The sequence below is a fragment of the Bacteroides sp. DH3716P genome (genome assembly GCF_025914115.1).
In the GTDB taxonomy this organism is placed as follows: Bacteria; Bacteroidota; Bacteroidia; order Bacteroidales; family Bacteroidaceae; genus Bacteroides; species Bacteroides ovatus.
On record NZ_CP083673.1, the window covers coordinates 4,278,878 to 4,292,930 of the forward strand.

At 44.9% G+C, this 14,053-nt stretch carries 9 protein-coding genes; 5 read left to right on the forward strand and 4 right to left on the reverse strand.

Translation table 11 applies throughout. The features are described 5' to 3' along the window. Positions 1-10: 10 nt before the first annotated feature. The 5 genes from KQP79_RS16050 (at position 11) to cysK (ending at position 5,235) form a co-directional block, all read left to right on the forward strand. Positions 11-1,495: a hypothetical protein gene (locus KQP79_RS16050; RefSeq protein ID WP_120079773.1), complete on the forward strand. Its 1,485-nt coding sequence runs from the start codon at positions 11-13 to the stop codon at positions 1,493-1,495. Positions 1,496-1,508: 13 nt separating this feature from the next. Then, complete coding sequence (locus KQP79_RS16055) at positions 1,509-2,693, forward strand: glycoside hydrolase family 26 protein (RefSeq protein WP_009040325.1); 1,185 nt, start codon at positions 1,509-1,511, stop codon at positions 2,691-2,693. Between the two features lie 301 nt (positions 2,694-2,994). Further along, positions 2,995-3,795 carry an alpha/beta hydrolase gene (locus tag KQP79_RS16060; RefSeq protein ID WP_138343608.1) on the forward strand — a complete coding sequence of 267 codons (801 nt, stop codon included), beginning with the start codon at positions 2,995-2,997 and terminating at the stop codon, positions 3,793-3,795. A gap of 29 nt (positions 3,796-3,824) precedes the next feature. Continuing rightward, positions 3,825-4,166, forward strand: a complete 342-nt coding sequence (locus KQP79_RS16065; RefSeq protein WP_138343610.1) for a cupin domain-containing protein — start codon at positions 3,825-3,827, stop codon at positions 4,164-4,166. 121 nt (positions 4,167-4,287) lie between these two features. After that, positions 4,288-5,235: a cysteine synthase A gene (gene cysK / locus KQP79_RS16070; protein ID WP_138343612.1), complete on the forward strand. Its 948-nt coding sequence runs from the start codon at positions 4,288-4,290 to the stop codon at positions 5,233-5,235. Positions 5,236-5,478: 243 nt separating this feature from the next. Here cysK and KQP79_RS16075 read toward each other — a convergent pair whose 3' ends face one another. The 4 genes from KQP79_RS16075 to KQP79_RS16090 all read right to left on the reverse strand — a co-directional run bounded on the left by KQP79_RS16075 (position 5,479) and on the right by KQP79_RS16090 (position 14,045). Next, the gene (locus KQP79_RS16075; protein ID WP_138343613.1) at positions 5,479-7,773 is read right to left on the reverse strand and encodes a glycoside hydrolase family 3 N-terminal domain-containing protein; all 2,295 of its coding nucleotides are present in this window, start codon (positions 7,771-7,773) and stop codon (positions 5,479-5,481) included. Between the two features lie 112 nt (positions 7,774-7,885). Next, entirely contained in the window at positions 7,886-9,148 is a 1,263-nt protein-coding gene (locus KQP79_RS16080; RefSeq protein WP_138343615.1) for a hypothetical protein, read from the reverse strand. Between the two features lie 20 nt (positions 9,149-9,168). Beyond that, positions 9,169-10,845, reverse strand: a complete 1,677-nt coding sequence (locus KQP79_RS16085; protein WP_004317453.1) for a SusD/RagB family nutrient-binding outer membrane lipoprotein — start codon at positions 10,843-10,845, stop codon at positions 9,169-9,171. A gap of 11 nt (positions 10,846-10,856) precedes the next feature. Next, positions 10,857-14,045: a SusC/RagA family TonB-linked outer membrane protein gene (locus KQP79_RS16090; protein ID WP_138343617.1), complete on the reverse strand. Its 3,189-nt coding sequence runs from the start codon at positions 14,043-14,045 to the stop codon at positions 10,857-10,859. Positions 14,046-14,053 lie beyond the last annotated feature (8 nt).

Here is a 14,053-nt window from a genome sequence, read left to right on the forward strand (position 1 = left end):
AAACAGAATGATGAATTTAAAAACAATAATAGGAACTTTTGTGGTGGGGATGTTGCTTGTTTCATGTGCGCACTCTGACAACCGGCTGACAGTGAATGTATCTCAAGAGGTTGTTACTTCCGGTTACATAGGAAATGGTGTGGAGTGGGACCCTTACGATGAAGCCGAGTCATGGGGAGCCTCCGTTTCTGACGAAGACTGGCAGAAACTGTTTAAACGCCTTGACTTTATGCGTATGGGGTATGTGCGTTGTATGATTAACAGTCCTTTTCGTTATTATGATCCGCAGACGGGAAAGTATGATAAAACACGTAATATAGCGTCACTTTCCCGCTTGTTGCAGTATTGTACGGATCATAATATTGTGGTGATGTATGGTGAATATAATCCCCCTACTTGGGCTATGAAGGATGAACAATGTTGGGTGGATATGTCTGTCGATTACCTGAATTATCTGGTCAATGATCTTGGCTTTTCCTGTATCAAATATTTTGTGATCTTTAATGAACCTGATGGGAATTGGGCTTCAACTGACGGTGACTACGACCTGTGGAAATCCATGTTACTCCGTTTTGCGGATAAGATGAAAGAATATCCCGGACTAGACGGCAAAGTGAAGTTTGCCGGCCCTGATGCAGTCGTTGATTACAAGAATCCGTCTTCTCCATTTGACGCGGCAGGCTGGGTGAAACAGGCGACCACCGACTTGGATTCGCATATCGGTATTTACGATATTCATGCCTATCCCGGACAACATGAAGTACGTTCTGGGCAATATGCGGAGATTCTGGCTCGCCATAAGGAATTTATTCCTGCTGGTAAAAAGATTGTGTTGGGAGAGGCCGGTTACAAATATTGGCGTGAAGCAGATTCGTTGTTAATGAAAGAGTATAACCGGCGTGTCGAAGGTCATCCGTTTACTAAAGGTACAGATTCTAATATGTTGGTATACGACTATTTTTATGGTCTTGATATGCCATTGCTCTGTATGGAGGTAATGAATGGAGGATATTCGGGAATAGCTGCCTGGATGTTGGATGACGCAATGCACAGTAGCGGTGATTCTGGTAAGACGGAAGATATTAAGTTGTGGGGAATGTGGAATATCTTAGGAGAAGAAGTCTTCGATGACCCTTCGCAGGAAGAAATCCGTCCGTGGTATTACACTTGGTCATTGATGTGCCGTTATTTTCCGACTGGTTCTAATATCCTTAAAACAACGCTTGATCGCACGAAAGGTGTTTATGCGGCTGCTGGAGAATATCAAGGAAAATATGTTTTTGCTGCCGTTAATATAGGAGACGAGGATCGATCTTTGGATATTTCTTTGCCTGCTGCTCTCGAGAATGTTTCTTTATATGTATATGAAGAAGGGAATAGGCAAACTAACAATGAAGGACACCCCGTCCCTGTCCAGACAGGATTAACTGTTGATGGAACTTATCAGACTATCCTCAAGGCTCAAAGTTTTATTTTATTAACGAATATAGATTAAAAGACAGATAATTATGAAAAAGCAAATCAATATACTTTTGGTCGGATTAGCATCCGTCTTTATGAGTTGTAGCGATGTGGAAGAGGTATCGGCGCTTTATCCGGAATATGAAGAAGTGAAAGAACTCTCCATTGTAGATAAAAATGCGACTTCCGAGACTAAAGCCTTGTATTCGAATCTTTGGGCTATTCAGTCAAAAGGTTTCATGTTCGGACATCATGATGATCTTTGGTATGGTCGTAAATGGTATAATGAGGAAGGACGCTCCGACACTCATGATGTTTGTGGTGACTATCCGGCGGTTTTCAGTTTTGATGTTGCTGAAATAATGGATGATCGTTATCAGAACCCGGAAAATGAAATCCGTAAAAGAGTCGCTTTAGAGGCTTATGAGCGTGGCGAGGTACTTATTGCATGTGCACATCTGAATAATCCGTTGACCGGAGGTGATTCATGGGATAATTCCAGTAATGAGGTTGTGAAGGAGATTCTTAAAGAGGGAAGTCTTACACATCTTAAATTTAAAACTTGGCTGGATCGTTTGGCGAATTTTGCACTGAATTTGAAAGGTAAGAATGGTGAATTAGTTCCGGTCATTTTCCGCCCTTATCATGAGCATACCCAAACATGGTCGTGGTGGGGGAGTTCATGTACGACTAGTGATGAATTTACTTCCTTTTGGAAGTTTACCGTCAATTATTTGCGGGACACAAAAAATGTGCATAACCTTATTTATGCGATTTCCCCGCAAATAGATTCTGTGCAGGGACGTGAGAACTTCCTATTTAGATGGCCCGGCAATGATTATGTAGATTTTTTAGGAATGGATTCTTATCATGGTTTGAGTCCGGTTGTGCTGACTACCAATATGAATACCTTGTCTCGTCTGTCAAAAGAACTGAAAAAACCGTGTGGGGTTACAGAAACCGGAGTAGAGGGTATTCAACGTGATGGTGTTCCGGAGAAAAACTACTGGACACAGCAAATCCTTACCCCTGCTACGGGACAGTTTGTCAGCATGATTGTGATGTGGAGAAACAAATATGATCCTAGTGAAAGTGAGTCGCATTTCTACTCTGTTTTTAAAGGGCATGCCTCTGAAAAGAGTTTTATAAAGATGTATGAAAGTCCGGTTTCGCTTTTCTCTGCCGATTTGCCGGATATGTATACAATGGCTGAAGGAATGAATGTGAAATGATAAACGCTGATGTTATCGCTTTTTATATAAGAATTAGTCTTATGTATACAGAAGACTAGTTTTCTAGCTGAATAACTTTATTCGTCTGACAACTGTATACTTTTTGTCTGACAGTTGTTAGACGAAAGTTCAACAGTCGTCAGACGAATAATTTTTTGCATGAACAGAATTAGCTGTATGTAGAAGGACTATTTCTTATTAGAATTTCGTAATATTGCATTTTATAAGAAACGTGGATGCCATTTGGTTGTATGCTGCTTATTGGGAAAGAATACTAAAAAATACTGAAATAAATAAGATCATGAAAAAGATTTGCCTTCTTCTCTTTTTGTTTTGTACTTGCATTGCTCAAGCACAAAATGCTTATCGCACAGACAAAGATATATCTTATGTCTCTGGTTCCGAAACGGATACCTATCGTTTGGAACGTTGTAAACTGGATATTTATTATCCTGAAAACAAGAAGGATTTCTCAACTATCGTCTGGTTTCACGGTGGTGGTATGGAAGGTGGAAATAAATTTATTCCCAAAGAATTGAGAGAACAAGGGTTTGCAGTAGTGGCGGTGAATTACCGTTTGAGTCCGAAAGCAAAGAATCCGGCTTACATCGAAGATGCGGCTGAAGCTGTGGCATGGGTTTTCAAGAATATTGAGAAGTATGGTGGTCGTAAGGATCACATTTTTGTTTCCGGTCATTCTGCGGGAGGCTATCTTTCGTTGATTCTGGCAATGGATAAAAAGTACATGGCAGCATACGGAGCAGATGCCGATAGTGTAGCTGCTTATCTTCCGGTGAGTGGTCAGACGGTGACACATTTCACTATTCGTAAGGAACGCGGTTTGCCTGACGGTATTCCGGTGGTTGATGAGTATGCTCCGGTAAATAAGGCTCGTAAGGAAACAGCTCCTCTCGTGTTGATTACGGGGGACAAGCATCTGGAGATGGCGGCAAGATATGAAGAAAATGCGCTGCTGGAAGCTGTCTTGAAAAGTATAGGTAACAAGAAGGTGACTTTGTACGAAATGCAAGGATTCGATCATGGTCAGGTACTCGGTCCGGCATGTTATCTGATTGCAGATTATGTGAAGAGATTCAAATAATATAGTTATAAATAAGAATAGATTGGAAGATGAAAACACGCAGTGATGCTTTTCAGTTTGAGAAAGAATTGGATTTGGAGAAACCGGCTCCGGGAATCCGTCGCCAGATAATGGGGTATGACGGGCAACTGATGATGGTGAAAGTGGAATTTGAGAAAGGTGCCGTCGGTTCTATGCATCAACATTATCATAGCCAGGCTACTTATGTTGCAAGCGGCAAGTTTGAATTGACTATTGGCGATCGGAAAGAAATTCTTTCTACAGGTGACGGTTATTATGTGGAACCTGACCAGCCTCATGGATGTGTTTGTCTGGAAGCAGGTGTATTGATTGATACATTCAGCCCTATGAGAGCTGATTTCTTAATATAATATCTGGCAGGAAGTCAGATATATGTGGTATGAATTTACCACATATATGGTATTTACCCTGAACAGAATCCGCACTATCTTTGTCATATATTAAAACAAGAGAAATTTAAAACAGATATATATGGAAAAGATAGCAAGAAAATTGACGGATTTGGTAGGTAACACTCCGTTATTGGAACTTAGTAACTATAATACAAGTAACGACCTGAAAGCTCGTCTGATTGTAAAGATTGAGTCTTTCAATCCGGCAGGAAGCGTGAAGGACCGCATAGCATTGGCTATGATTGAGGATGCAGAAACGAAAGGAATTTTGCATCCCGGAGCAACTATCATTGAACCGACCAGCGGGAATACAGGCGTGGGGTTGGCTTTTGTTTCAGCTGCTAAAGGCTATAAACTGATTCTGACGATGCCCGATACCATGAGTATCGAACGGCGTAATCTTCTGAAAGCTTTAGGGGCGGAATTAGTATTGACTCCTGGTGCGGATGGTATGAAAGGAGCCATTGCCAAAGCTGAAGAACTGAAGGCGGTCACTCCGGGAGCTGTCATTTTACAACAATTTGAGAATCCTGCTAACCCTGCCATGCATTTACGGACTACCGGTCTGGAAATATGGAGAGATACCGAGGGGAAAGTCGATGTCTTTGTGGCCGGAGTAGGTACTGGCGGGACAGTTAGCGGTGTAGGTGAAGCGCTGAAGATGCGTGATCCGAGTATAAAGATCGTGGCAGTAGAACCTTCTGATTCTCCGGTACTCTCGGGAGGAAAACCAGGTCCGCATAAGATTCAGGGAATCGGTGCAGGGTTTGTTCCTAAAACGTACAAGGCTTCTGTCGTAGATGAAATTATTCAGGTGCAGAATGACGATGCCATTCGTACGAGTCGTGAATTGGCTAAACAGGAAGGTTTGTTGGTAGGCATATCTTCAGGAGCAGCCGTATATGCTGCTACGGAACTGGCGAAGCGACCGGAAAATGCCGGGAAAATGATTGTTGCATTATTACCTGATACAGGTGAACGTTATTTATCTACCATTTTGTATGCTTTTGAGGAATACCCTTTGTAATAATGCCGCTTTCCTTCAGATAAAAACAACCGCTCCTTTGGACTCAAACGATTGTAGACATACGGTCGTTTGGATCAAGAGGAGCGGTTGTTTAAATTTGGTTGAACAGCCGTTTGAGGCTGTTCAACTGGTTAGATGATAATTTGAGTTCACCACAAAGTAACGCAGTGTCTCATAGAGTTATTGTCGGGAGTGTATACATTAATAATGTGCATTTACTTATAAATACCTACTTATAAATGCCTACTTATAAGTAATAGTCAATACTTGATTTCCGCATTGCATACGGAAATCCCCTTGTTCCAGTACCCATTGCCCATCGGAATTGACAAAAGCCAAGTCGCTGCTTTTGATGGATAGAGTGACAGTTTGGGTTTCGCCCGGTTGCAGTTCCACCTTTTTGAAGGCTCGTAACCGGCGGTTTTCGGGAGTAAGCGAAGCCACAAGATCACTGCTGAATAGCATGACAACTTCTTTTCCGGCATATTTACCGGTATTAGTTACATCTATGGAAAAGTGCAAATCATCTCCTGTGGTAAACGAAGATTTGTCCGTTTGGAAGTTGCTGTATTCGAAAGTGGTGTAGCTCAATCCGTATCCGAAAGGCCATTGAACGGAGACTACCGCATTGTAGTCGTAAGCTCCTTCCATTTTGTCCATCTCTTCACTCACCCGATAGTCGTAGGTAGTCAGTGCTGCTTCGTGTCGCGGATATGTGTAAGGCATCTTGGCACTGGGGTTCACGTCTCCTGCCAGAATGTTCGCTAATGCATCGCCACCATAGTTTCCGGGTAATAGAATGTCAATAACAGCATCAGCCAATGGCTCTAGGTCGTTGATAATGCGGGGACGACCCTCATTGAGTATCAGGATGATCGGTTTACCTGTCGTGGCAAGTGCCTTTACCAGTTTGCTTTGGTTGGCAGAGATGGCAAGTTCGGAAAGATTACCGGGTGTTTCGCAATATGAATTCTCACCGATGCAGGCGATAATAATATCCACGTTGCGGGCAGCGGCCACAGCTTTCTCAATTTCCGGTTCATTTTCTTCCATGTAAGCACCTTCGGGTTTGTAGGTTACGCCCTGTTCCAGACGGACATGATCGGCTCCGAATTTGTTGCAGATTGCTTCGTAAATGGTGTTATATTTGTCAGCAAATCTATCGGTCAGATGTCCTTGCCATGAATAGCTCCAACCACCGTTCAAGCAACGCATAGAGTTGGCGTTCGGACCGGTTACCAGTAGCTTTTTCCCTTGAGGAAGCGGAAGAATATTATCTTTATTTTTTAGCAATACTTCCGATTCTTCAGCTGCATGAAGTGCGATAAGTGCATGCTCCTTGCTGCCGAAGAGAGGATAATCTTTCAATAAAGTGTTCGGATGATCGAACAGACCCAAACGGAATTTAAGTCTAAGCACCCGGCGGACGGCATCGTCAATACGGCTCATGGGTATTTTCTTCTCTTGCACTAACTCTTTTAGTAGTGTACAATAATTGAGATCATACGGTTCCATAGCCATGTCTATACCTGCATTGATTGCCATTTCGATGGCTTCTTTTTTGTTTGCCGCCACATGTTCGCGGGTATAAAGATTGTTGATGTCCGCCCAGTCGGTGATTAACATTCCGTCCCATCCTAAGTCTTCTTTCAGCCATTGTGTAAGGAGTTCGCGGTCGGCGTGCACAGGCTTTCCGTTGATGGAACCACTGTTGACCATTATAGTCAGTGCACCAGCTTCCACACAAGCCTTGAACGGTGCAAAACATTTCTCACGCAGTTCGGAAACCGATATATAAGCCGGTGTGCGGTCTTTACCGGTACGTGGCATGCTGTATCCCATGTAATGTTTCACGGAGGTGGCGATTCGGTCGGCGGGAATATGGTTAGGATCATCTCCTTGGAAGCCTCGAACAGCAGTGCTGCCCATAATGGCATTGACTAAACAGTCTTCTCCATAATTTTCCCATACACGTGGCCAACGGGGATCACGTGCCATATCGACGGTGGGGGAGTATGTCCAGGGACAATTGCTAGCCCTTGTTTCATAAGCCGTTACACGTGCCGCTTCGTAGGTCAAATCCGGATTGAAGGCAGCCCCCATATTGATATTTTGAGGAAAGAGCGTGCCGCCCAATGTATAGGTAGTACCATGATTCTGATCCAGACCGTAGATACATGGAATACCAATCTCCGCCATCGACAGTTCTTGTATTCGACCGATAATCTCGTTCCACTTTTCAGGGCTTTGTGCTACCGGGCCGGGAGCATTTAGAAACGAACCTACCTTGTATTCAGCAATCGCTTTGTGGAGTTTTGCCTCGTCCAATTGAAATTCACCATTTATCGTCTCTCCTAATACATCAATGGCAAGCTCGGTCATCTGCCCAATCTTGGCATCGAGGTCCATCTTTGATAGAAGCTCTTCCACTTGTTGTTCTATTTTTGCGTCTTCAGGAATGGCAGTGGGAACTGCCTGTTTGGAACAAGCAGTCATTGCGATAGATGCGGTCATTAATATAATATTTCTTAGTTTCATTATGATTTGTTTTTAAGTAGCATCGTTTATGTAATCTGTCATTCAGAGGGATTTAACCTGAAGAATGACAGATACTTATGGTATGAATGATTTTTAAACTTACTTAGGAACATTATTTCACGGTTACCAGGTCTACATAATAGCCATGACCCGTACATAAGAATCCGTCTTCAGTTTGAATCTTATTCAGTATCTCTTGTGTCAGTACCAGTGTGTATTCACCGTTTTCCGTAAATTCTATCTTATCTGCCAGGCCAGTCCACCAACCTGTGGCAAGTTGCATCTGATGATATTCGGCAGTTGGTTCTATGGAGTAGACTACTTTCAGTGTTGATCCGGCTGTGATACCGGCAAACACATCTTTTGGAATCAGACCGAAACTCTTGTTGGGATCACCGTCCGGCTTATCCCACGAAACGTAATGGTGTCCTGACCAAAGCGTTATTTCGGTAGATACGGTCACAGTCTGTTCGGTAGTTGTAACATTGTCGTTTAAGAACTGCACAGCCTCTCCGCTACGAGTTTTGCCTGTCATCGTATAGCTTCCATCAGACAACTCCGGACAAGTCAGCGTAACTTCCGTAGAAGATTGATTGCTGAATTGAGACACCGTCTGTCCGCCGATAGTTAGAGAAGCGATATTTTCAAGATTGATACCGGAAATGGTCCAGTCCACGTTGGCAGTAGCCCGGTTAGCCCCCGAAATGACAAGGGAAGCATTGGTCACTTTCACCATGTCGGCTCCATATTCATTGCCGGCGGCATCTTGCAGAACGATACGGTAATCGCCTTCGCTTACGCCTGTCGGAACGATGTATTCCAGATAGTTCTCGTCTTCCGATTCAACATAAGTAGGATCGGTGATCGTGTTTCCTCCCAAGAGGATAGCTGTTACGTTTTGTAGATTACTGCCATATAAACGGGCAGTCTTACCGGGAGATACAATTCTCTCAAAGGCTACTTCTTTAGATTGAGGGTCATCAGCCAATGGGTTGACCACCACTAATCCTTCACGGGAAGTCTTCTTCCCTTTCACAGTTTCCACTTCTATTTTCAAATTATACGTACCGGCTTTCAGACTACGGTTGATTTCTTTGTCGGAGTCGGTACCCGATTCTACTTCCTGTCCATCAATGAACCAGGTTACTGTGGTGTAATCTTTCGGAGTCACGGTCAGCGCGATGGATAAGTTCGCATCCCGGCTGATGTTGGCGAATGTAGCCAATTGGCCGTTCGTCCTGTCAGGGAATACCGGGGCAAGGATATGCGGATCATCATTTTCCGTCACCGTAGCGAACGGCTCTTCCTCGGTGCATGCAGTAAATGTGGAGCCTACAGCGAGTAGGGCAAATAGTGCAATATATATCTTTTTCATAATGGATGATTGTTTAATAGTTAGTTTTCAGTATCCCACCACAGAAGGCTGTGCCAATTATCTGTTCCTCCCATGCGCTCGATGGCTTCATTGTAGCTTTTCTTATTATAGGAAGATTCCAATACAGGATAGCAGAGACGTACCGGAATTTCCGTTCCACCGGTGAGATATTGTCCGAACCCATATTCTGCCGGTGATTTCAACTTCGGATAACCGGAACGACGCACGTTTGCCCAACATTCGGCAGGATTGGTGAAGTGAAGAATCCAGGCCTGTGTATTGATAGCTTCAAGTTTCTGATTGTCCGTATGTCCGAACGTCCCTCTACCTTGAATGAATGCATCAAACTCTGCATCAGTAGTAGCCGTGCAACCGTAGTTGTCTGTCAGGAAATCCATAGCTGCACGCACTCCTTGCTTGTAAAGATCTTCTGCCGACACACTGCCGACATTCCATTTTTTCACAGTAGCTTCTGCCATCAGGAACTTCACTTCTGCAGAGGTCATCACTACGCCCGGATTGTCGCTTTTTAGGAAATTATTGGCAAGTTTGGGTTCCACTTCACGAGCCATGGTTGCTGTAACAGAAGGGTTGTTAACGGCTAATTCCTTACAAATATCGCTGTCGTATCCTGTAGGCCATGGCTCCCACGAGTAGGCACCCGGGTTGCGCGGACTGAAATCAATCCCTTTTTCAATCATCTCCTGGGTGATGTCGACACGATTGTCGGGACTGGTGGCACTCATCAGCCCGTCATAATAACAACGGGAAATTTTGAATGTACGAGGGTCACCGGATTGGCGTAGCTGATTAAAGAAAGTGGAGCAGAGGTAACTTGGATTATTAGCGGGGTCGTTGCCGAACAATAACTGTGACAATGAATTTCCGCGATAATCAGAGTAAGCTTCTTGTCCGAAACTAAATGCGATTGTCATGTATTTGATGAGCGCATCGCTTGAGGCGTCCGTTATCACACCCCCATTGGCAGCTAAAGCATTTTCAAATTCCGTTTGTGCCTTTGTAGGATTGACATTGGAGATTCGCATGGCAAAACGTAGGCGAAGCGAGTTTGCCAGTTGTTGCCATTTAGTTACATCACCGGCATAGATGAGGTCACCTGTCACTTTATCTTTGGTCGGATCGATTTTATTGACGGCATCTTCCAGCTCCAGAAAGAAAGCGTTGTAAATATCTTCCTGTTTGTCATACTTCGGATTGAACTTTCCTTCGAGGAATCCCAGGCCGGCTTCACTGAAAGGAGCGTCTCCGTAAGTGTCGGTGATGATAGACATAAGATAAACCCGATAAATGCGGAGCACAGAGTTGATGTTCACTTTCTCTGCATCTTCGGCTGTGCGATATTGAGCATCAATGATATTCTTCAGGGATTGAGTGTAGAACGATGTCCAGATACGGCTCATTTCATTATTATCTAGCGTATGGCGTCCGCCGTAGTTGGTGGTGTTCCAACATCCCATCAGTTGTTGGGTGAATGCATAATGGTAGTTACGGTAGATTTCCATCATACTAAGGTCTCCGTACGTTTGCAGTTGGGCAGTGGTGAGCTGCGCATTCGGGTCGATGGTAGCGGCCTTGGAAGGGTCGGTATTCATGTTTTCCATGTATTCATCGCTGCAAGAAGCGAAAAACAGGGCACATGCCATCGTGATGATTGTGATGTATTTAGATTGTCTCATGATATATCTTTTTAGAATTTCACATTTACATTAAAACCATAGCTTCTGCGTGAAGGCAACGAACCGTATTCAAGTCCCATACCGGTGGTATTGTTGTAGTTGGAATCCGGGTCGATATTCGGGATATTCTTCCATACGATGAACGGATTGCGGGCAACGAACGAAACGGTCAGTCCGCTTACTACATTCTTCAGCCAGGATTTGGGTACATTGTAACTCAACGTCAGTTCACGGCATTTCACGTATGAGTTGTCGTAAATAAACATAGAAGGTGCATTACGGCAAACGCTCATCCAGTAGTCTTCCGGATTGATGTAGATGTCGTTGGGACGATATGTTCCATCACCGTTGTCGATGACACCCGGAGCAACGAATCCGCCTGTCGGCTTCCAGTTATCGGCTCCTTTCGCAATGCCGGCTGCCAATCTTTCTTCTTCCGAGCGATACCAGGCGTCGCGTCCTGCCAGTGTCTCCGGACTTTTACCCGATTCGTAAGCAGCACGGGCAGACATAGAATAGAGGTCGGCACCTACTTTCACATCGAATACCGCTACCAGCGAAAGATTCTTGTAGGTAAAGTTGGTGAGCAATCCACCTGTCCAGTCCCAAGAGGCATTACCCAATACGTGGTTGCTCTTGTCATATTGCGGCAGACCGGTTTGCGGGTCAATCAGAATATCTCCCTTTTCGTTCCGTTGGAAGTCCGGGCCTACAATAGAACCAAAGTTCTCGCCTACCTTAGCGGCTACCTGAACGTCGAGCCAAGATGCTTTTTCCAGTTCAAACATATCCGATTCGCCATCCAGTTCTTTTACTTTGTTGCTGTTTTTGGAGAAGTTCAGATTAATGTCCCAGGAAAAATCGCGTGTTTGAATCGGTCGTGTGCTAAGGGCAATCTCAATACCTTTGTTTTCTATCTTGCCGGCATTAATCAAGCGATAGTTGTAACCGGTTGTCCAGGAACTTGCCATTCCCATAATCTGGTTTTTACTGATTTGAGAATAGTAGGTGAAATCCAGCCCGATACGGTTCTTCAGGAATTTCAATTCCAATCCCATTTCCACGGAGTTTGTTTTGGTTGGTTTCAAGTTTTTGTTGGGGATGGTTCCGTTATCGATATATCCGATGGTATATCCGGGATAAGCATATTTGGATTTCGTATAGACGAGTCCCAATTGATAAGGATCGGTATCGCTACCTACTTGCGCCCATGACATACGCACCTTTCCGTAAGGCAGGAGGTCGCCCAGTTTTGTCAGCTCGGAGAATACAAAGCTGCCGGAGAAAGAAGGATACATATACATGTTGTTGCCAGTGGGAAGGGTAGACGATTGGTCGCCACGCAACGTAGCATCGAGGTAAAGCATGTGTTTCCATCCCACGTTCACTGCTCCGTAAACCGAATTAATCTGCTTGCGGTAACTGCCGGGCACTACACTGATCTCGTTGAAGCTCGTCAATGAAGGGACATCGCGTATCTTCATGTCTTGAGCGGTGGTAACGGTGGTCTGGTTGTTCACCTTATATACATTGCCGCCTAACGTAGCGTTGAAATCGAAATCACCCCAATGGTTGTTGTAGAGAGCCAACACTTCAAAGTTGTACATGCGGTTGCGGAAAGCGCTGTTTTGAAGTCTTCCGGCTTCGAATCCGGGAGTGGTAGGCGCTTTGTAATCATCGAACGTGAACCAGTTGAGTTCGGCGCCCAATGTTGCTTGAAGTTTCAGATGTGGGTCGATGTTCCATACAGCCTTGCCGTTCATGCGGAACAAGTCTTTCTTGGATTTATTGAAGTTCTTATAGATATCCCAATACGGATTCACGTTGTAGGGATCCATACCGTTCCAGTTGGAATATTCGCCGTCGGCAGTCTGATAGGTTTGCAACCATTCCTGGTCGTAGGTGGTGGCAAGGGTCATCAGGTTTTTACCGATATTGGACTTGCTGTCACCCAGTGCCGGACGGTTCTTCACGTCTTCCCGTGTATAGTTGACGCTGAAATCCAGGTCTACCTTTCCTGCAGACGTATTGGCGCGCAGGTTGAAAATGTCACGGCTCATGTGTGTCTGGGGAACAATGTCTTTATTGCGCATATCCGTATAGGTAAAGCGAATTCCGGTTTTTCCGCTGTTCACACCTATGATGGCGGAGTTGGTGGCGGTGATACCCGTGCGGAAGAAGTTGGACGTATTGTCGGGGACAATGAGGAAAGGGCGTTCCACGCCGTCGAAATACTTCAACATGTTTGAACCGTCCGCTTTGGGGCCCCAACTTTTGTTTGTGTTGGATATGGCATCATAGCTATAAGTACCGTTGCTTCCCATACCGTATATCTGTTGCACTTCGTCCCATTTGGCAAGTTGGGTATCGAAAGTCAGTGTTCCGTTATATTCCACGCTGATTTTATCCTTGTTGGCTCGCTTGGTTGTAATCAAGATAACACCGTGGCTGGCACGGCTACCATAAAGTGCAGACGCCGCAGGGCCTTTCAATACCGACATGTTTTCTACGTCATCGGCATTGATGCTCGAAATACCGTCGCCCAAGTCGAAGCCTCCGTTTGTGCCGGCACTGCCGAAATTGGTGTTGTCCAAAGGTACACCGTCCACTACATAAAGAGGCTGGTTATTGCCGGTCATTTCGGTACTGCCTCGCAGAATAACGCGCGTAGAACCGGAAGGACCACCGGCGGTCTGGCTGACTACCAAGCCCGGCACACGTCCTGCCATGGAGTTGATAAGATTCGTCTCTTTCGCTTTGGTCAAGGCTTCACCTTTTACTTCATCAATGCCGTAGCCCAACGCTTTGCGCTCTCTCTTGATGCCAAGGGCGGTAACTACCACTTCATCCAATGCTTTGGCATCCTCTTTCAAGGTGATGTTCAAAGGACCTCTTCCCGCTTTTACTTCTTCGGATTTATAACCCACGTAGCTGACAACGAGCGTAGCTCCCGCTTTTACATTCAAACTGAAATTTCCATCCAGATCGGTAATCGTTCCGTTGGCAGTTCCTTTCTCCACTACGGAAGCCCCAATGATAGGACCTGTGGCATCGCTCACTTTTCCGGTTACCTTGTTGCTTTGTTGTTGAATAGCCTGGGAACTTGGTTCCGTTGCTGCATACACTTGCTGGAAACCTCCCGCCATCCAAAGGGCGAGTGTTCCGCAAAACAGTAGATACTTACATTTTTCCATATTCATAGCATATA

What these genes read in the sequence shown, in the direction of transcription:
- KQP79_RS16080 (WP_138343615.1), bottom strand. Translation starts at nt 9,148, where the DNA reads ATGAAAAAGATATATATTGCACTATTTGCCCTACTCGCTGTAGGCTCC.
- KQP79_RS16065 (WP_138343610.1), top strand. Translation starts at nt 3,825, where the DNA reads ATGAAAACACGCAGTGATGCTTTTCAGTTTGAGAAAGAATTGGATTTG.
- KQP79_RS16075 (WP_138343613.1), bottom strand. Translation starts at nt 7,773, where the DNA reads ATGAAACTAAGAAATATTATATTAATGACCGCATCTATCGCAATGACT.
- KQP79_RS16090 (WP_138343617.1), bottom strand. Translation starts at nt 14,045, where the DNA reads ATGAATATGGAAAAATGTAAGTATCTACTGTTTTGCGGAACACTCGCC.
- KQP79_RS16060 (WP_138343608.1), top strand. Translation starts at nt 2,995, where the DNA reads ATGAAAAAGATTTGCCTTCTTCTCTTTTTGTTTTGTACTTGCATTGCT.
- KQP79_RS16055 (WP_009040325.1), top strand. Translation starts at nt 1,509, where the DNA reads ATGAAAAAGCAAATCAATATACTTTTGGTCGGATTAGCATCCGTCTTT.
- KQP79_RS16050 (WP_120079773.1), top strand. Translation starts at nt 11, where the DNA reads ATGAATTTAAAAACAATAATAGGAACTTTTGTGGTGGGGATGTTGCTT.
- cysK (WP_138343612.1), top strand. Translation starts at nt 4,288, where the DNA reads ATGGAAAAGATAGCAAGAAAATTGACGGATTTGGTAGGTAACACTCCG.
- KQP79_RS16085 (WP_004317453.1), bottom strand. Translation starts at nt 10,845, where the DNA reads ATGAGACAATCTAAATACATCACAATCATCACGATGGCATGTGCCCTG.